The sequence below is a fragment of the Streptomyces siamensis genome (genome assembly GCF_039543605.1).
Lineage (GTDB): Bacteria > Actinomycetota > Actinomycetes > Streptomycetales > Streptomycetaceae > Streptomyces > Streptomyces siamensis.
Window position 1 is genome coordinate 177,637 of record NZ_BAABKB010000048.1, and the last position, 17,204, is coordinate 194,840.

At 72.8% G+C, this 17,204-nt stretch carries 15 protein-coding genes; 4 read left to right on the forward strand and 11 right to left on the reverse strand.

The window, feature by feature from the left end; all coding sequences use genetic code 11:
* Positions 1-106: 106 nt before the first annotated feature.
* Together ABEB03_RS43555 and ABEB03_RS43560 are read right to left on the reverse strand one after the other, a co-directional pair.
* Positions 107-325 carry a hypothetical protein gene (locus ABEB03_RS43555; protein WP_345658643.1) on the reverse strand — a complete coding sequence of 73 codons (219 nt, stop codon included), beginning with the start codon at positions 323-325 and terminating at the stop codon, positions 107-109.
* A gap of 138 nt (positions 326-463) precedes the next feature.
* On the reverse strand, positions 464-1,063 hold the full coding sequence (locus ABEB03_RS43560; protein ID WP_345658644.1) for a flavodoxin family protein: 600 nt from the start codon (positions 1,061-1,063) through the stop codon (positions 464-466).
* A gap of 130 nt (positions 1,064-1,193) precedes the next feature.
* Between ABEB03_RS43560 and ABEB03_RS43565 the strand changes: the two genes are divergently transcribed.
* Positions 1,194-1,628: a winged helix-turn-helix transcriptional regulator gene (locus ABEB03_RS43565; RefSeq protein WP_345658645.1), complete on the forward strand. Its 435-nt coding sequence runs from the start codon at positions 1,194-1,196 to the stop codon at positions 1,626-1,628.
* 72 nt (positions 1,629-1,700) lie between these two features.
* Here the strand turns inward: ABEB03_RS43565 and mutM are convergent, their stop codons facing one another.
* From mutM to recG, 8 genes are all read right to left on the reverse strand, one after another.
* A complete protein-coding gene (gene mutM / locus ABEB03_RS43570; RefSeq protein WP_345658647.1) occupies positions 1,701-2,561 on the reverse strand; it encodes a bifunctional DNA-formamidopyrimidine glycosylase/DNA-(apurinic or apyrimidinic site) lyase in 861 nt (286 codons plus the stop codon).
* A 301-nt stretch (positions 2,562-2,862) separates the two neighbouring features.
* Entirely contained in the window at positions 2,863-3,702 is an 840-nt protein-coding gene (gene rnc, locus ABEB03_RS43575) for a ribonuclease III (RefSeq protein WP_345658648.1), read from the reverse strand.
* Positions 3,703-3,721: 19 nt separating this feature from the next.
* Positions 3,722-3,895, reverse strand: a complete 174-nt coding sequence (gene rpmF / locus ABEB03_RS43580) for a 50S ribosomal protein L32 (RefSeq protein ID WP_028802425.1) — start codon at positions 3,893-3,895, stop codon at positions 3,722-3,724.
* A 2-nt stretch (positions 3,896-3,897) separates the two neighbouring features.
* Positions 3,898-4,551: a YceD family protein gene (locus tag ABEB03_RS43585; RefSeq protein WP_345658649.1), complete on the reverse strand. Its 654-nt coding sequence runs from the start codon at positions 4,549-4,551 to the stop codon at positions 3,898-3,900.
* Positions 4,552-4,746: 195 nt separating this feature from the next.
* Positions 4,747-5,829, reverse strand: a complete 1,083-nt coding sequence (locus ABEB03_RS43590; RefSeq protein WP_345658650.1) for a DivIVA domain-containing protein — start codon at positions 5,827-5,829, stop codon at positions 4,747-4,749.
* Between the two features lie 99 nt (positions 5,830-5,928).
* Positions 5,929-6,408 carry a pantetheine-phosphate adenylyltransferase gene (gene coaD, locus ABEB03_RS43595; RefSeq protein ID WP_306453579.1) on the reverse strand — a complete coding sequence of 160 codons (480 nt, stop codon included), beginning with the start codon at positions 6,406-6,408 and terminating at the stop codon, positions 5,929-5,931.
* A gap of 26 nt (positions 6,409-6,434) precedes the next feature.
* Positions 6,435-7,022, reverse strand: a complete 588-nt coding sequence (rsmD, locus tag ABEB03_RS43600; protein WP_345658651.1) for a 16S rRNA (guanine(966)-N(2))-methyltransferase RsmD — start codon at positions 7,020-7,022, stop codon at positions 6,435-6,437.
* A gap of 39 nt (positions 7,023-7,061) precedes the next feature.
* Entirely contained in the window at positions 7,062-9,290 is a 2,229-nt protein-coding gene (gene recG, locus ABEB03_RS43605) for an ATP-dependent DNA helicase RecG (RefSeq protein WP_345658652.1), read from the reverse strand.
* Positions 9,291-9,457: 167 nt separating this feature from the next.
* Here recG and ABEB03_RS43610 point away from each other — a divergent pair, with 167 nt between their 5' ends.
* Positions 9,458-11,296 carry an HSP90 family protein gene (locus ABEB03_RS43610; RefSeq protein ID WP_345658653.1) on the forward strand — a complete coding sequence of 613 codons (1,839 nt, stop codon included), beginning with the start codon at positions 9,458-9,460 and terminating at the stop codon, positions 11,294-11,296.
* Positions 11,293-14,283, forward strand: a complete 2,991-nt coding sequence (locus tag ABEB03_RS43615; RefSeq protein ID WP_345658654.1) for a tetratricopeptide repeat protein — start codon at positions 11,293-11,295, stop codon at positions 14,281-14,283. The genes ABEB03_RS43610 and ABEB03_RS43615 overlap by 4 nt, the downstream gene beginning before the upstream one ends.
* 451 nt (positions 14,284-14,734) lie before the next feature.
* On the opposite strand, the gene ABEB03_RS43620 is transcribed toward ABEB03_RS43615, so the two are convergent.
* Positions 14,735-16,516, reverse strand: a complete 1,782-nt coding sequence (locus tag ABEB03_RS43620; RefSeq protein ID WP_345658655.1) for a DAK2 domain-containing protein — start codon at positions 16,514-16,516, stop codon at positions 14,735-14,737.
* A 259-nt stretch (positions 16,517-16,775) separates the two neighbouring features.
* On the opposite strand from ABEB03_RS43620, the gene rpmB reads away from it, so the two are divergent.
* On the forward strand, positions 16,776-16,961 hold the full coding sequence (rpmB, locus tag ABEB03_RS43625) for a 50S ribosomal protein L28 (protein WP_004924906.1): 186 nt from the start codon (positions 16,776-16,778) through the stop codon (positions 16,959-16,961).
* Positions 16,962-17,204: the final 243 nt, after the last annotated feature.

The window sequence follows — 17,204 nt, forward strand, 5'->3', positions numbered from 1 at the left end:
CGGCCCCTACAGGCCGGCCTCAGCGACTTTCACGGCGGCCCCTCGGGGCCGCCGTCGGCATGTCCGCCCGAGAGTGCCGCCCGCGCGGGCCGGCGGGGGCGGACGCTCACCCCCGGCCGCTCCCCCGCCGCCCGAGGCTCCGCAGCTCCCACCAGGCCGCCGGGTTCCGGCCCCGCTCCTGCCAGTACGGATGGAAGAGCACCGCGGTCGACAGTCGGTACAGACGCCGGCGCAGCTCGGTCCGGCCGGGCTGCTCGGCCAGCCGACGGTAGGTGGTGCTCCACTCCTGCTGCGCCTGGACGAGGTCGTCGGGAAACGGTCGCATGACGCGATTCAATCATGTGTTCGATTTTTCTCGCATCAAGGACGCGCACCGGAAGCCCCCCCTCACGTCCCGCGGCACGGACACCACGAGGGACGGCGTCTCACGTCCCGCGGCGCGGACGCCACCAGGGGCAGCACCTCAGGCGGCCAGCCCGGACGCCGCCACACGCCCCAGCGCGAAGACACGGGCCGCCTCGGCGATCCGGCGGCCGAGGTGCTCGGCGGTGGCGATGTCGGCCTTGTGCACGCCGTCCGGGCCCTCGTCGACATTGGTCTGCGCGGCGGCGCCGGCGAAGACGCCGAGGCGGTTGAGGTCGTGCTCGGAGGCCGTGCTGCTGTTCCAGCCCGGGTGCAGACCGAGGTTGATCCAGTTCATGCCGTGCTGCGCGGCGAGGATCTGGAAGAACTGGAGCGTGTGCAGCTTGTCGCCGCTCTTGGAACCGGAGTTGGTGAATCCGGCGGCGAGCTTGTCCCGCCAGTCCTGGCCGAACCAGCGCTTCGAGGACGCTTCGGCGAAGCCGTGGAAGGCGCCGGAAGCGGTGCCCATGTACGTCGGCGAGCCGAACACGATCGCGTCCGAGGCGTCGAGCAGTTCCCACTGCGCGTCGGTGATCTCGTCGACCTTGATCAGCTCGACCTGGGCGCCGGCCTCGGCGGCACCCGCGCGGACGGCCTCGGCGAGCACGGCGGTGTGGCCGTGGCCGGAGTGGTAGGCGATGGAGACAACGGGGGTCGTCACGGTTCGTACTCCTCAGGGACGAAAGCGGGCAGCATCATCTGCGCTGCTCACTGAAGATGACGAAAGGAAAGCACTAACTTCTAGTTAGTGCAACCTAGTGGTTAGCGCTGTGCCCGCGTATGCTCCTGGTATGGAATCTGTCGCGCAGACCGCCGAGGGCACCGAGAGCGGTCGGGGCGCCGCCTGTGTGCAGGGCAAGGACCTCGCGTACAACGTGTTCGCCCGCAGCTGCCCGTCCCGGGGCACGCTGGAGCACGTCACCGGGCGATGGGGCTCACTGACGCTGGGCGCACTGCACGACGGCACGTTCCGCTTCAACGAGCTGCGCCGCCGTGTCGACGGCGTCAGCGAGAAGATGCTCTCCCAGACGCTGCACGCGCTGGAGCGCGACGGTCTGGTGCACCGCGAGGCCCAGCCCACCAACCCGCCCCGCGTCGACTACCGGCTCACGCCGCTCGGCCGCGAGGTCTCCGAGCGTCTGCTGACCCTCATCGACTTCGTCGAGGGGCACATGGACGACGTGCTGGAGGCCCGTGAGCGCTACGACGGGACGCGTGAGAGCTAGGGGGTCCGCGCCACCGGCACGGTCACGGGGAGAAGGCGGGGCGTACGCCCACGGGAGAGCGCACGCCCGCCGTCAGGCCGGGAGGCGTGGCGCCCGCTGGCAGCGCGGGCAGAAGTAGCTCGACCGGTTCATCCAGGCGCGCCGCCGCATCGGCGTCCCGCACCGCCGGCACGGTTCGCCCTCGCGGCCGTATGCGTCGAGCGAGCGGTCGAAGTAGCCCGATTCGCCGTTGACGTTGACGTACAGGCTGTCGAAGCTGGTGCCGCCGGCGGCCAGGGCGTCGTTCATGACGTCACGGATGTGCCCGAGGAGTTCCGCGGTGCGGGGACGGGTGAAGGTGCCCGTGGGGCGTTCGTAGTGCAGCCGGGACCGCCAGAGCGCCTCGTCCGCGTAGATGTTGCCGACCCCGCTGATCAGCGACTGGTCGAGGAGGGCCCGCTTGATCGTCGTACGGCGGGCACGCAGTGCCGTGTGGAACGCGGCGTCGTCGAAGAGGGTGTCCAGCGGGTCGCGGGCGATGTGCGCGATGACGTCCGGCAGGCCGTCCGGGGTGTTCTCGTGCAGCGAGAGCCCGCCGAAGGTGCGCTGGTCCACGAACCGCAGTTCGGTGCCGAGGCCGTCCTCGAAGCAGATGCGGATGCGCAGGTGCTTCTCGTCCGGGGCGTCCTGAGGCTGCACGAGGAGCTGCCCGCTCATGCCGAGGTGCGCGAGCACCGAGAACGGGGAGTCGTCGAGGGGCAGCCACAGGTACTTGCCGCGCCGTCGGGCCTCGCCCACGCGGTGGCCCGCGAGGGCCTTCGCGAAGCCCTCGGGGCCCGCGAGATGGCGTCGTACGGCCCGCGGATGCCGCACCTCGACGGTCTGCACGACACGTCCGCTGACCCAGCGCTCCAGGCCCCGCCGCACGACTTCGACCTCGGGCAGCTCGGGCACGGGACTCCTTCAGCAGGGTGGTTCGAGGGGCTGTGCCCGAAGGGTACCTCGTGCTCAACGGCGCGCGACGGCGCGGCCTTTCGGGCAGACGGGACCACGGGAGCCGGGGCCCGCGCCGCGCTCCCTCCCGGTCCGGACGGCAGCCGGACCCGGTCGCCGTCCGGACGGCGGCCGGTCGCGGTGATCATGCCGGACGGTGGCCCGAGGCGGTCGCCGTGCCGGACGGCGGCCCGACGCGCGAACCCCGTCGCGGCGCGAGCGCTGCGACGGGGTTCGGGTACTGCGTCCGGCTGTGAAGGAGTCAGGCCGTGGCCGCATCGCTCGTCGGTGCCGAGGGGGTGTCGGCGGTCCCCTCGGCGGCCCGGGCCGCCTGTTCGGCGGCGGCCTCGGCCGACTTTGCGCGTTCGTCCGCGGCGGCGCGGATGGCACGCCACGCGGACTCCGCGGCCTGCTGCTCCGCCTCCTTCTTGCTGCGGCCGGTGCCGGTGCCGTACGAGACGCCTCCGACGCGGGCGGCAGCAGTAAAGGTCTTCTCGTGGTCCGGGCCGGTCTCCGAGACGAGGTACTCGGGAACGCCGAGCCCTTCCGTCGCGGTGAGCTCCTGGAGACTGGTCTTCCAGTCCAGGCCCGCGCCCAGATTCGAGGACTTCTCGATCAGTGGGTCGAAGAGACGGTGGACGAGTTCGCCCGCCGCGTCCAAACCCTGATCGAGATAGACCGCGCCGATCACCGCTTCAAGGGTGTCGGCGAGGATGGATGCCTTGTCCCGGCCACCCGTGCCTTCCTCGCCCCGGCCGAGCCGGATGAAGGAGCCGAGTTCGAGGCCGCGGCCCACCTCGGCCAGCGCACGTGAGTTGACCACCGCGGCCCGCAGCTTGGCCAGCTGGCCCTCGGGCAGGTCGGGGTGGGTGCGGTACAGCGTGTCCGTGACGACGAGACCCAGCACGGAGTCCCCGAGGAACTCCAGGCGCTCGTTCGTCGGCAGACCGCCGTTCTCGTACGCGTAGGAACGGTGGGTCAGTGCACGCACCAGAAGGGCGGACTCGACCTTGTAGCCGAGCCGCCCTTCCAGAAGCGTGTGGGACGAGGCTGTGTTGTCCGCCTTTTTCTTGGCGTTTGATTCCGCCTTGGCGTCAGACATCAGACCTCTCACCAGCCACTCAGACTTCGAGGACCTGGCGCTTGTTGTAGGTGCCGCAAGCCGGGCAGGCGATGTGCTGCTGCTTGGGCTCGTGGCAGCGCTCGCACGCAACCAGGGTGGGGACCGCAGCCTTCCACTGCGACCGGCGGTGGCGCGTGTTGCTGCGCGACATCTTCCGCTTCGGAACAGCCACGGCTACTTCTCCTGCTTCTCGTCGACGTGCGCTGAAGGAAGCGCGCCGCCGCTCATCTCGTCCTTCTCGCCATCTTCGAGTGAACCGGCGAGTCCCTGCAGTGCCGCCCAACGGATGTCGACGGCGTCGTGGTGGTGGTCCGGGTCGTCCGCGAGCCGGGCTCCGCACTCGGAGCACAGGCCGGGGCAGTCGTCCTGGCACACCGGCTGCATCGGCAGTGCGAGCACCACCGCATCACGCAGCACGGGTTCGAGGTCGAACAGGCCGTCCTCGACAAAGAGCCTGTCCTCGTCTTCCTCGGCGTCGTCGGCCGGCTCCGCTTTGACGCGGCCCCGGTCATCGGCGTCAGGGTACGAGAACATCTCCTGGAAGTCCGCTTCGAGCTCCTGCTCCAGCGGCTCCAGACACCTTACGCACTCCCCCTTGGCCGACGCACGGGCGGTGCCTGTGACAAGCACCCCTTCCATGACCGACTCAAGCCGGAGTTCGAGCTCCACCGGGGCGCCTTCCGGCACTCCGATGACTCCCGGGATCCCGAGATCCGCGGGGGCGTCGATCGTGCGGGTCAGGCGCTGCATCGCACCAGGACGCCGCCCCAGCTCGTGTGTGTCGAACACGAGAGGGTTGCGGTGGTCGTGGCGGGTGTTCAGGGCCATTCCTGCTTTCGATCCTCGAAGCTCAAGACCCACTGCCCCTGGTGTTCCGGGCAGCGGTGATCGCGGACGTACACGCGACCGAAGAGCCAGGATACTGGACCTTTCGCTCTCGGCCCAATCCGGTGCCCGTCCCCGGTTCCGGGCGCCGGAGCGCGCCCGTCGGTGTCCCGCCCGGGCGAGAGGCCCGCGCCGGGCTCAGTGCCCGCCGCGCCCCTGCTCGTACGCCCGCAGCTGCTCGGCGCTGATCATGCTGGTGTCGAAGAGGCTGGTCTCGTCGAGGGCGTGCGCCTGCGGGTCCGCGGTGTGGCCCTGCGGGTCGGCGTAGGCCTGCCCGCCACCGTCGTACGCGGCCTGCTGGCCGTAGGCCTGCTGCTGCGGGTAGGCGGCGTACGGGTCGGCCTGCTGGTAGCCGTAGGCGTCCTGCTGGGCGTACTGCTGCTGGTAGCCGTACGGGTCGGCCGGCTGCTGCTGGTAGGCGTAGGCGTCCTGCTGGCCGTAGGACGGCTGGGCGGGGACCTCGGGGGTCCGCGCGGGCTGCTCGGGGGCGGCGTCCGCGAGCTCGGCCAGCCCGGCCAGGTAGTCGGCGTCGCTGGTGTGCCGGCCGGGCGTCCCGTCCTCGTCGAAGGCGCTCAGGTCGCCGAGGTCGTCGGAGGCGATCCGGCCGTGCAGCTTCTGGCGGCCGCGGCCGACGGCCTCCAGGGTCTTGGCGAGGACGGCCTCGAAGGCCCCGAGCTTGACGTCGACGTACTCGTCGGCGTTGCGGCGCAGGGTCTCCGGGTCGTGGCTGCGCTCGGGGGCGTCCTCGTCCTCGTACCCCTGCTCGTCGAGGCCGGGGCCGGTGCCGAGGAGCTTCTCGCGGCCGCGGCCGACGGAGCCGAGGGTCTTGGTGAGGACGACCTCGAAGTTGGCGAGCTTGGAGTCGACGTAGTCGTCGGCCTCCACCCGGATCTCCTCGGCCTCCTGGCGGGCCTCGGTCAGGATCCGGTCCGCCTCGTTCTGCGAACGGCGGGCGACCTCCGTGTCGGAGATCAGGGAACCGCGCTCGGCGTGCGCGGACTCGATGATCCGCTCGGCCTCCTGGCGGGCCTGCTCGACCATCTGCTCGCGCCCGCCGATCAGCTCCTGGGCCTGGGCGAGGGAGCCGGGCAGCGCCTGGCGCACCTCTTCGAGCATCGAGAGCAGCTCGGCGCGGTTGACCACGCACGAGGCCGACATGGGCATGGAACGGGCGCCGCCGACCGTCGCGACGATCTCGTCGAGCTTCTTCTGCACGTCCACCGTGTGCTCGCCACTCTCTACAGCTGTGTTGAAGACGGACGGGTCGACTGTACGACCACTGCCGCCCCTCCCGACACCTGGTGACGGACTGTCAGGGTCTCAGCCCTTGCCGAGCCGCTCGGTGAGCGCCTCCAGGACCACCGGCGGCACCAGGTGGGAGATGTCGCCGCCCCAGTTCGCCACCTCCTTGACGAGCGAGGAGGACAGGAAGCTGTAGGTGGGGCTGGTCGGGATGAAGAGCGTCTCGACGCCGGAGAGGCCGTTGTTCATCTGGGCCATCTGGAGTTCGTAGTCGAAGTCGCTGACCGCGCGCAGGCCCTTGACGATGGCGGGGATGTCGCGCTGCTTGCAGAAGTCGACCAGGAGGCCGTGGTAGGCCTCGACCTGGACGTTGCCGTAGTCGGCGGTGACCTCGCGGATCAGCTCGATCCGCTCCTCGACGCTGAACAGGCCCTTCTTCGCCTGGTTGATCATCACGACGACGTGCACGACGTCGTAGAGCCTGGAGGCGCGGGCGATGATGTCGAGGTGTCCATTGGTGATGGGGTCGAATGACCCCGGACAGACGGCGCGGCGCAACAGTGGTCCCTCGCTCTCCGGTCCGGTCATCGTGCGTCTTCGCACGTAGAGGCGGCGCGACCGTACCAAAACGTGCCTTCGCCGTAACGACGGGCCCTGATCGCTTCGAAGCCGTCCGGCCAACCGAATTCGCCGCCTCTGGTGCTGCGCTCCACGGTGACGAGGGCTTCGGCCGCGAGCCAGCCCTCCGAGCGGAGTGTGAGCAGAATCTCGCGAAGATCGTCGTCCGTGACGGCATACGGGGGATCCAGGAAGACCAGGTCGTACGGTGCCGCGGGCGGCGTCGTGCGGATGATCTGTTCCGCTTTGCCCGACCTGACCTCGGCTCCGGGCAGGCCCAGCGACTTCACGTTCTCCCGGACGATCCGGGCGGCCCGGGCGTCGGCCTCGACGAGCAAGGTGTGCCCGGCGCCGCGGCTGAGCGCCTCCAGGCCGACGGCGCCCGAGCCCGCGTAGAGGTCGAGGACGCGCTCGCCGTCGAGGGGGCCGCCGAGCAGGGACTGCCAGGTGGAGAAGAGGCCCTCACGCGCCCGGTCGGAGGTGGGCCGGGTACCGGTGCCCGGCGGGACGGCCAGTCGGCGTCCTCCGGCCCGGCCGGCGATCACGCGGGTCATGAGGGTCCTTTGCGGCGGGGATGTGTCGGGTCCAGTCTGTCAGCCCTTCTCCAGGTACTGCTCGCGCTCCTCGTCGAGCAGCGCGTCCAGCGCGGTGCGCAGGCCAGGCAGCTGCTCCAGGGCCGGGTCGGCGACGACGACCGCGGTGGCCTCCTCGCGGGCCTCGGCGATGATCTCCTCGTCGTCGATGACGGCGAGCATCCGCAGGGACGAACGGACGCCGGACTGGGCCTGGCCGAGGACGTCGCCCTCGCGCCGCTGCTCCAGGTCGATGCGGGAGAGCTCGAAGCCGTCGAGGGTGGACGCCACCGCGTTCAGCCGCTGGCGGGCCGCACTGGCCTCCGGCATCTCGGTGACCAGCAGGCAGAGTCCGGCCGCCGAGCCGCGGCCGACGCGCCCCCGCAACTGGTGCAGCTGGGAGACGCCGAAGCGGTCGGCGTCCATGATCACCATCGCGGTGGCGTTCGGTACGTTCACCCCGACCTCGATGACCGTCGTGGCGACGAGGACGTCCGTCTCGCCCGCGGCGAAGCGGCGCATCACGGCGTCCTTGTCGTCGGGCTGCATCCGCCCGTGCAGGATCTCCACCTTCAGTCCCCGCAGGGGGCCCTGGGCGAGGTGATCGGCGATGTCGAGGACGGCGAGCGGCGGGCGCTTCTCGGCCTCGTCCTCGGGGGACTTCTTCTTGGTCTTCTTCGCGTCGGCGTCGGCGGCGGCGTCGGCGGCGTCGCCGATGCGGGGGCAGACGACGTACGCCTGGTGGCCGTTCTCCACTTCCTCGCGCACGCGCTCCCAGGCGCGCGCGAGGAAGTGCGGCTTGTCGGAGGCCGGGACGACATGGCTGGCGATCGGCGAGCGCCCGGCGGGGAGCTGGTCGAGGACGGAGGTCTCCAGGTCGCCGAAGACGGTCATCGCGACCGTCCGCGGGATCGGCGTGGCGGTCATCACCAGGAGGTGCGGGGGCTGCTTGCCCTTGCCGCGCAGAGCGTCGCGCTGCTCGACGCCGAAGCGGTGCTGCTCGTCCACCACGACCAGGCCCAGGTCGTGGAACTGCACCTTGTCCTCGATCAGCGCGTGCGTGCCGATGACGATGCCGGCCTCCCCGGTGACCAGGTCGAGCAGTGCCTGGCGGCGGGCCGCCGCGCCCATGGAGCCGGTGAGCAGCACGACCTTGGTGGAGTGCTCGGCCCCGCCGAGCATGCCGCCCTCGGCGAGCTCCCCCATCATCTCGGTGACGGACCGGTGGTGCTGCTGGGCGAGCACCTCGGTGGGGGCGAGCATGGCCGCCTGCCCGCCGGCGTCGACGACGGCGAGCATGGCGCGCAGGGCGACCATCGTCTTTCCCGATCCGACCTCTCCCTGGAGCAGCCGGTGCATGGGGTGTTCGGTGGCGAGGTCGTCGAAGATCTCCTTGGAGACCTTCTGCTGGCCCTCGGTGAGCGTGAAGGGCAGCTTCGCGTCGAAGGCGGTGAGCATGCCGTCCGCGCGGGCGACGCGGGCGACGGCCGGGAGCTGCGCGTCGGCGTGACGGCGGCGGGCCAGGGCGACCTGGAGGACGAAGGCCTCGTCCCATTTGAGCCGGGCGCGGGCGTCGTGGATGTCCGCCTTGGTGTGCGGACGGTGGATCTTGAGGAGAGCCTCGGGGAGGGTGACCAGCCCGCGGCCGTCGCGCAGGGAGTCCGGGAGGGGGTCGACCGCCTCCTGGGCGCTGGGCAGCACCGTCTGCACGGACTTGGCGATCTTCCAGGACTCCAGCTTGGCCGTGGCCGGGTAGATCGGGATGAGGGCGCCGGCCCAGGAGTCGACGCTCTCGACGGCCTCGTCGCCGTCGCCGCGCAGCAGCTCGTACGCCGGATGGGCCAGCTGGAGGCGGTGGTTGAAGACGGAGACCTTGCCGGAGAACATCGCCCGCGTGCCCGGCAGGAGGTCCTTGTGGGGCTTGTGCACGCCGTTGCCGAAGAAGACCAGCTGGAGGCGGCCGCTGCCGTCCGTGATGGTGACTTCGAGACGCTGGCCCTTGCCGCGCGGCGCCCGGGACGAGGCGAAGGTGTGCAGGCGCGCGTCGGCGACCTGGGCGACCACCGTCACATGCTCGTCCATGGGCAGGTCGGCGAGGTGGGTGAGCTGACCGCGCTCCTCGTACCTGCGGGGATAGTGGTGCAGGAGGTCGCCGACGGTGTGCAGGCCGAGGTGCTCGGCCATCACCTTCGCGGTGGCGGGACCGAGCACCTTCTTCAGTGGTTCTTCGAGCACGGGCACGAGATCCATTGCACACCACCACACTGACAATGCCGTATACGTCCTGGAAATCCGCTGGTCAGGCGGGTCGTTCCGGGCCTAGGATGACGCGTTCCGGCCCTCTTCGCGGTCACCGTCCCCCGGGACCGCCCGACCCCGCGCCGTCGCCCGTCCCCCCACCCACCGGCGCAGCGACGATGGACTCCCAGACCTCACAGTCATCCCAGGCACCTCAGTCACCTCATACGTTCCAGGTCGACCTGCGCGGTCTGGTGGACCTGCTCTCCCATCACCTCTACTCCAGTCCCAAGGTCTATCTGCGCGAGCTGCTGCAGAACGCGGTGGACGCGATCACCGCGCGGCGGGCCGAGCAGCCGGACGCCCCGGCCACCGTGCGCCTGCATGCCGAGGGCGGCGCGCTGCGGGTGGAGGACTCCGGTGTGGGGCTCACCGAGGCCGACGTGCACAGCCTCCTCGCGACCATCGGCCGCAGCTCCAAGCGGGACGACGGCCTGGAGGCGGCGCGCTCGGACTTCCTGGGCCAGTTCGGCATCGGCCTGCTCGCCTGCTTCGTGGTCGCGGAGCGCATCCGCGTCGTCAGCCGCAGCGCGCGCACGCCCGACGCGGCGCCCGTGGAGTGGACGGCGGCCGACGACGGTTCCTACACCGTGCGGACGCTGCCCGCCGAGGCGCGCCCCGAACCGGGCACCACCGTGCACCTGGTGGCCCGCGCCGGGGCCGGCGAGTGGCTCACCGAGGAGCGGGTGCGGTCGCTGGCGCGGGACTTCGGCTCGCTGCTGCCGTACGACCTGCGCGTGGGCGACGAGGCGGTCACCGACCTGCCGGCGCCGTGGGACCGCGCGTACCCGAGCCCCGCCACCCGGCGGGTGGCCCTCGCCCGGCACTGCCACGACCTGTTCGGGTTCACTCCGCTGGACGCGATCGACCTGAAGGTGCCGCTGGCCGGCATCCGCGGTGTCGCGTACGTCCTGCCGACCGCCGTCAGTCCCGCCCAGCGGGCGAGCCACCGGGTGCACCTCAAGGGCATGCTGCTCACCGAGCGGGCCGAACAGCTGCTGCCCGACTGGGCGTTCTTCGTGCGCTGTGTGCTGGACACCGACAGTCTGCGGCCCACCGCCTCACGCGAGTCTCTGTACGAGGACGAGACCCTCGCCGCCGTGCGCGAGGCGCTCGGCGAGCGCATCCGGTCCTGGCTGACCGGGCTGGCGGCCGGGGACCCGGAGCGGCTGTCGGCGTTCCTGTCGGTGCACCACCTGGGGGTGAAGTCCCTCGCGCGGCACGACGCGGACATGCTGCGCACGATGCTGCCGTGGCTGCCCTTCGAGACGACCGACGGCCGGCTGTCCCTGGAGGAGTTCGCGCAGCGGCACCCCGTCGTGCACTTCACCCGCACCGTCGAGGAGTACCGGCAGGTCGCGCCGATCGCGTCCGCGCAGGGCGTCGGCGTCGTCAACGGCGGCTACACGTACGACAGCGAGCTCGTCGAGGCGCTGCCCTCGGTGCGCCCGGGCACGGTCGTCTCGGAGCTGGACGCCGACACGGTGACCGCGCACCTGGACGCGGTCGACCCGGGCGAGGAGCTGGCCCTGTCGGCCTTCCTGGCGGCGGCGCGGGCGAAGCTCGACCCGCTGGGCTGCGACGTCGTCCTGCGCGCCTTCCACCCGCTCTCGGTCCCGGCCCTGCACCTGGACGACCGGGCCGCCCGGCACGAGCAGGCCCGTGCGGAGGCCGAGGAGCAGGCCGACGACCTGTGGGCCGGCATTCTCGGCTCGCTGCGCGGCAGCGCGCCCCGCGCGCGGCTGGTGCTCAACCACCTCAACCCGCTCGTCCGGCGGATCGGTTCCCTGGCCGACCCGGAGCTGATCGGCACCGCCACCGAGTCGCTGTACGGCCAGGCGCTGCTGATGGCCCAGCGCCCGCTGCGGCCCGCGGACTCCGCGCTCCTGAACCGCTCGTTCATCGGCCTCCTCGAATGGGCCACCCACACCGACCCGGGGAGGGACGACCGCGGATGAGCGGGGCCATGGACTTCGACACCCTGCGCCAGGAGATGGCGGACAACCACGAGCAGCCCGAGGGGCCCGCACGCAACGCGCGCGCGGAGCAACTGCTCGTCGAGGCCGAGAAGCTGAACATCCCGCTCGCGGTGGTCGAGGCGCTCGGACACCAGCTGAAGGTCTACAACTACAGCTCCGAGAAGGACAAGATGTTCGTCCCCTTCGCGCGCCTGCTGCGCATGTGGGACGAGCACCCGGAGGACTTCGACGAGTACGAGATCCACTCGCTGCACTGGGTGTTCAAGTGGATGTCGGCCGGAATGCTGGACCAGCCGCACATCCCGCTCGCCTCGATCGAGAAGTGGCTCGGCGAGATGGAGCGCCGCTACCGGCTGGCCGGTCACTCCGAACGGGCCGTACGGGGCGCGGAGTTCAGCGTCGCCGCGCATCTCGGGGACCTGGCGCGTGCGGACCGGGCGTATGCCGCGTGGCTGGCCGCCGACCGGGACAGCATGGCGGACTGCCATGCGTGCGAGCTGCACAGCCAGGGATGGTGGCGCGCGGAGCGCGACGCCGACGCGGAGGCGCTCGACCTGTGGGCTCCGGTCCTGGAGGGCGCCTACACGTGCGCCCATGAGCCGCACACCGTCCTCGCGTCGTCGCTGCTCCCCCTGCTGCGCCTGGGCCGCCTGCAGGAGGCCCGCGCCCATCACCTCCGGGGCTTCCGGCTGGTGCGTGCCATGGAGAGCATGCGCGGGGCGTACGCGGACCATGTCGAGTTCTGCGCGCTGTCGGGGAACGAGGCCCGTGCCCTGGAGCTCCTCGCCGAGCGGCCCGCGTACTTCACGGACTCCGGGGACCCGCGCAGCAAGCTGGACTTCATGGCGGTCGTGGCCCTCCTGATGGACCGCCTGACCTTGCTCGGGCTCGGCGGGCAGACGGTGCCCGGCCCCGCCGGACGCGCGTGGACCGCGGCGGAACTGGCCGTCCACGCGCGCGAGGAGACCCTCGCACTGGCCGCGCGCTTCGACTCCCGCAACGGCACCCCCTACGTGAGCGAGCGAGCCCGGGCCCGCATGGACCGGGCGCCGCTGGTGGACCGGCTGCCGCTGGGCGTGCGCTCCGCCCGCCCCGCGTCCGCCGGCCGCGCCGAGCCGGCGCCGGAGCACCGGCCGCGGGCCGCGGGTGCCGGCGCCGCACCGGATCTGCCCGCGCTGCTCGCGGAGGCCCGGCGGCTGTCCGGGCTGCGCAGCCCGGACGCGGTGGAGGCGTGGGCGGCTGTCTCCCGCGCCGCCGAGGGCCACGAGCTGACGGTCCGCGACCGCGCGGAGATCGCCGACCACGAGGCGATGGGCCGCGGTCCCGAGGGGTCCGGCCTGTTCCGCCGCGCGGCGGAGCTGTACGAGGAGGCGGGCGACCCCGGTGAGGCGCTCGCGGCCCGCGCCCGCGCCGCGTACGTCCACGCCCTGTCCGCCGGTACCGAGGAGGCGCTGGCGGAGACGGCGGAGCTGTACGAGGAGGTGCTCGCCCTCCACGCCCGGGGCGGTACCGGAGTGCCGCAGACGGCGTCCGTGCTGATCGGGCGGGCGCGGACGTGGATGCACCGGGTCGACGAGCTGGAGAGCGCGGGCGAGGCCGCCGGCCCGGACGCCGCGGCCGCGACCCGGACGGCCGGGGCGGCCGCGCGGGAGTTGCTCGCGCTCGTCGGACCCCACGTCGGCGAGGACGTGGCGCTCGCCTCGCGGGCCGCGGAGGCGAGGGCGATGCTCGGCGAGCTCGCGGGGCGCGCCGACGACGCCGAGGCCGCCGTGGAGCACCTCTCGGCCGCCGTGGACGGGTTCGTCTCGGCCGGGCTGCCGTGGTTCGCCGTGGAGTACGACTCCCGGCTGGCCGGCATCGCGATGCAGTTGGGCGACGTCGGCGCCGCGGAGCGGGCGGCCCGCGCGGCGCTGGAGCACGCGGGTGCGTACCTGGAGCCCATGGGCCACGCCCAGCTGCACCTCCAGCTCGCCGAGATCCTGGGCGCCGGAGGGCAGTTGGGTCCCGCCGCGGAACAGGCACTGGAAGCCGCGCACTGGGCCGACGAGGCGGGCGAGGCCGGCACGCTCGGCGCCTGGGCCCGGCATCAGCTCGGCGGGCTGCTGCTCCGCCGGAGGCGGTGGGCCGAGGCGGCCGAGGTGCTGGAGTCGGCGCTGCCCGACCTGACCGCCGAGATGCACGGGGATGGCGCGATCGTCCAGACGCGGTGGTGGCTCGGCGACTGTCTCACCGAACTCGGCGAACACCGTGAGGCCGCCGGGCACTGGCTGCGGGCCGCGGACATCGCCCGGCACTGGCCCGAACAGCACGACCACGCGATGCTCGCGCATCTGGCCGCCGAGGCCCTGGGGCACGCCGGTCTCGCCGACCGGGCCGAGCAGGCGTACGCCCGTGCCGGCGACCTGTGGCGCGCGCTCGGCAACGTCCACGGGCTGGTCAGGTCGCTGCGGGCGCGCGCGTGGGCCGCGACGCGCACGGAGGCCGGGCTCGACGCCGCGCGGGAGCTGATGGAGACGGCCGTGCGCGCGTGCGAGTCGGCCCTCCGGGCGGAGTCCGCCTCCCCGTCCGGCTCCGCCACCGGGGCTCCGGAGGACGAGGACGCGCGGGAGCGTCTGGTCGCCGAACTCGGCCACACCCACCGTCAGTTCGGTGATCTCGTGGCCCGTTCCGTGTCCGGGGACGAGGAAGGGGCCTCCGCCGGGGCGGCGTTGGAGGAGGCCCTCGCCCATGTCACGCGGGCGATCGCCGTGTTCACCTCGCTCGGCGACGACGGCGTCGGCGCCCGGACCGGGGCCGAACTCGCCGCCGGCTGGCTGGAGGCCGACCTCGGCCGCCCCGTTGCGGCTGCCGCACGCGCGCGTGCGGTGCTGTCCGTCTGCGCGGGGCTGGACGGGGAGACGGCGGGGGCCCGGCGGACCGAGGCCGAGCGGATGCTGGGGCTGGTCGAGGGGCTCCCGGGGGACTGAGCCGGTGCGGCCGGGGGCCCGGGGGCGCCCCCATCCGTGGATCAGGGTTCCCCTTCCGCGGACCCGCGGGTTCGCCCCCGCCTCCGCGGACCAGCGGGTTCGCCGCCCTCCACGAATCGGAGGGTGCGCCGCCCTCCGCGGACCGGAGCGTTCGCCGTCCTCCGTGGACCGGAGCGTTCGCCGTCCTCCGTGGACCGGAATGTTCGCCGTCCTCCGCGGGCCGGTGGTTCGCCCCCTCCGCCCCTGCCCTTCCCCTGCTCCTGGGGGCTGCGCCCCCAGACCCCCGCTTCGGCCTGGACGGCCTCGTCCTCAAGCGCCGGACGGGCTGAGGTCGGCCGGCGCTCGAGAACGTGGGCGGGGCCGGACGGGCTGAAGGCGGCCGGCGCTCGAGAACGTGGGCGGGGCCGGACGGGCTGAAGGCGGCCGGCGCTCGTGGGCGTGGGCGCCGCCGCTACTCCACCCCGATCAGCAGCAACGCGCCCTGCCGGCCGCCCCGGTACACGACCGTGTCGACCGCCAGGTACGACTCCCTGACCCGGGCCTCCAGATGGGGCACCACGGACTCGGGGGCCTCGTCGCCGAGGACGAGCGTGACCATCTCGCCGCCGGCGGCGAGCATGCGGTCGAGGACCAGCTCGGCGGTGGCGGCGACGTCGGAGCCGATCACGGCGACGTCGCCGTCGATGAGGCCGAGGACGTCCCCGGCCTGGCAGATGCCGGCCATGGTCCAGGACTGCCGTTCGGCGACGACGACTTCGGCGTGACGGGTGGCACCGGCAGCCGAGGTCATGGCGACGACGTCCTCGTCGAACCGGCGGTCCGGTTCGTGCACGGCGAGCGCGGCGATGCCCTGCACCGCGGAGCGCGTCGGGATGAGCGCGACCCGGACGCCCTCCGTGCGGGCCTGCTCCGCGGCGGCCGCCGCGGTGTGCCGCAGCTCGGCGTCGTTCGGCAGCAGCACCACCTCACGCGCGTGGGCCCGCCGTACGGCCTCGACGAGCTCCCCGCTGGCGGGCGGCTCCCCGGGCCGGGCGAGCACGGCGGTCGCCCCGGCCTCCGTGTACAGCCCGGCCAGTCCCTCGCCGGGCACGACGGCCACGACCGCGCGTTGGGCCCGCTCCCGCGGCGGACGCCCGGCCGCGCCCGCGGTGTGGACGTCGCCGAGCCCGAAGTGCGTGATCCGGATCCGGTACGGACGTCCGGCCTCGACGCCGGCCTCCACGGCGGCGCCCGCGTCGTCGACGTGCACATGGACGTTCCACAGCCCGTCCCCGCCGACGACGACGAGGGAGTCCCCGAGACCGTCGAGGCGCTGCCGGAGCCGTTCCACGGCCGCGTCCTCCGCCTCCAGGAGGTAGATCACCTCGAAGGCGGGCCCGCCGTCCTCCGGTCCGTCGTCCGTGCACGCGTCGGCCGCCGGGGAATCCTGGGCCGTGGTCGTCCCCTCACGCGCGCGGGCGGGCGCGGGCACCGCGAGCAGGCCGGGCGACTCCCCCGTGAACGTCTCCACGAGGGCCGCGAGCACGGCGACCAGCCCGCGCCCGCCGGCGTCGACGACTCCGGCGCGCCGCAGGACGGCCAGCTGCCCCGGGGTCGCGGCGAGAGCGGCGCGGGCCCCTTCGTGGGCCGCGCGCGCGACCGCCGCGCAGTCGCCCTCGGCTCCGTCCGCGGCGTCGGCCGCGGCGGCGGCGACCGTGAGGACGGTGCCCTCGACGGGGTGGGCGACGGCCAGGCGCGCGGAGTCCGCGGCGTGCCGCAGAGCGAGCCGCAGTCCCTGCCCGTCGGTGTGAGTGGTGTCACCGTCGGCCGCGAGGACCTGTGCCATGCCCCTCAGCAGCTGCGCGAGGATCGTCCCGGAGTTGCCGCGTGCCCCGATGAGCGCTCCGTGGGCCATCGCCCGCACGGCGTCGGCGAGGCTGGGACCGCCGGCCGCCCGCACCGCCCCCGGACCTCCGCGCGCGTCGGCATCGGTGCCGGTGCCGACGGGGGCACCGGTGCCGTGGGGGTCCCGGGCGTCCGCGACCGCCATCGTCTCGTGGCCCGCGAACACCGCCTCGACGGCCGCTGCCGCCGATTCCACGGTCAGATACAGGTTGGTCCCCGTGTCCCCGTCGGCCACCGGGTAGACGTTGATCGCGTCGATCTCCTCGCGGGCCCGTCCCAGCGCTTCCAGCGCGAGCCCGCACCAGGTGCGCACCGCGAGAGCATCGAGTGTCTGCGGCACCTGCGGCACCTGCGCCTCCTTGAGCTGCTGAACGTGGGACGCAGCGTAGACCCAGAACGGGTTACTGTCGGTAGGGACCCCTGATGAGGGCGCGGACCAGGTGCGCGCCGGTCATGGTAGTTTCGTTCTCCGGACGCAGTCGTTGTATGCTGCTCCAGTTGCCCGATCCGATCGGGCCTTCCCCCTGGCACCGCCACTCAGATCCTAGATCCTGATTCCGGCATGCCGGGATCAACCGTAAGTGCATCTGAAGTCTTTGGAGTGACCCGTGGCTGCCAACTGCGACGTCTGCGGCAAGGGGCCGGGCTTCGGCAACAACATCTCGCACTCGCACCGCCGTACGCCCCGTCGCTGGAACCCCAACATCCAGCGCGTTCGTACCGTGGTCGGCGGGACGCCGAAGCGCGTGAACGCTTGCACCTCGTGCATCAAGGCCGGCAAGGTCTCGCGCTGACAACCGCTAGCGCGCGGCCACTGCTGGTTCGCTTGCACTGAGCCGGTCCACCTCTCCGGGTGGGCCGGTTTTTTGCTGTGCCCGCATGGTGGCGGACCCGTCACCGCGCACGCTTCCGCGGCACCGGGCACGCTCCACCGGAGGACCCGGGCCGCCGCAGTGACACAGGTGACACGGCGGACACCGCCGACACCACCCACACGTACGGAGGCCGCCCGTGGGCCCGGCACCGATCGTGCCGGG

What these genes read in the sequence shown, in the direction of transcription:
- ABEB03_RS43555 (WP_345658643.1), bottom strand. Translation starts at nt 325, where the DNA reads ATGCGACCGTTTCCCGACGACCTCGTCCAGGCGCAGCAGGAGTGGAGC.
- ABEB03_RS43565 (WP_345658645.1), top strand. Translation starts at nt 1,194, where the DNA reads ATGGAATCTGTCGCGCAGACCGCCGAGGGCACCGAGAGCGGTCGGGGC.
- rnc (WP_345658648.1), bottom strand. Translation starts at nt 3,702, where the DNA reads ATGTCTGACGCCAAGGCGGAATCAAACGCCAAGAAAAAGGCGGACAAC.
- ABEB03_RS43585 (WP_345658649.1), bottom strand. Translation starts at nt 4,551, where the DNA reads ATGGCCCTGAACACCCGCCACGACCACCGCAACCCTCTCGTGTTCGAC.
- rsmD (WP_345658651.1), bottom strand. Translation starts at nt 7,022, where the DNA reads ATGACCCGCGTGATCGCCGGCCGGGCCGGAGGACGCCGACTGGCCGTC.
- recG (WP_345658652.1), bottom strand. Translation starts at nt 9,290, where the DNA reads ATGGATCTCGTGCCCGTGCTCGAAGAACCACTGAAGAAGGTGCTCGGT.
- ABEB03_RS43610 (WP_345658653.1), top strand. Translation starts at nt 9,458, where the DNA reads ATGGACTCCCAGACCTCACAGTCATCCCAGGCACCTCAGTCACCTCAT.
- ABEB03_RS43615 (WP_345658654.1), top strand. Translation starts at nt 11,293, where the DNA reads ATGAGCGGGGCCATGGACTTCGACACCCTGCGCCAGGAGATGGCGGAC.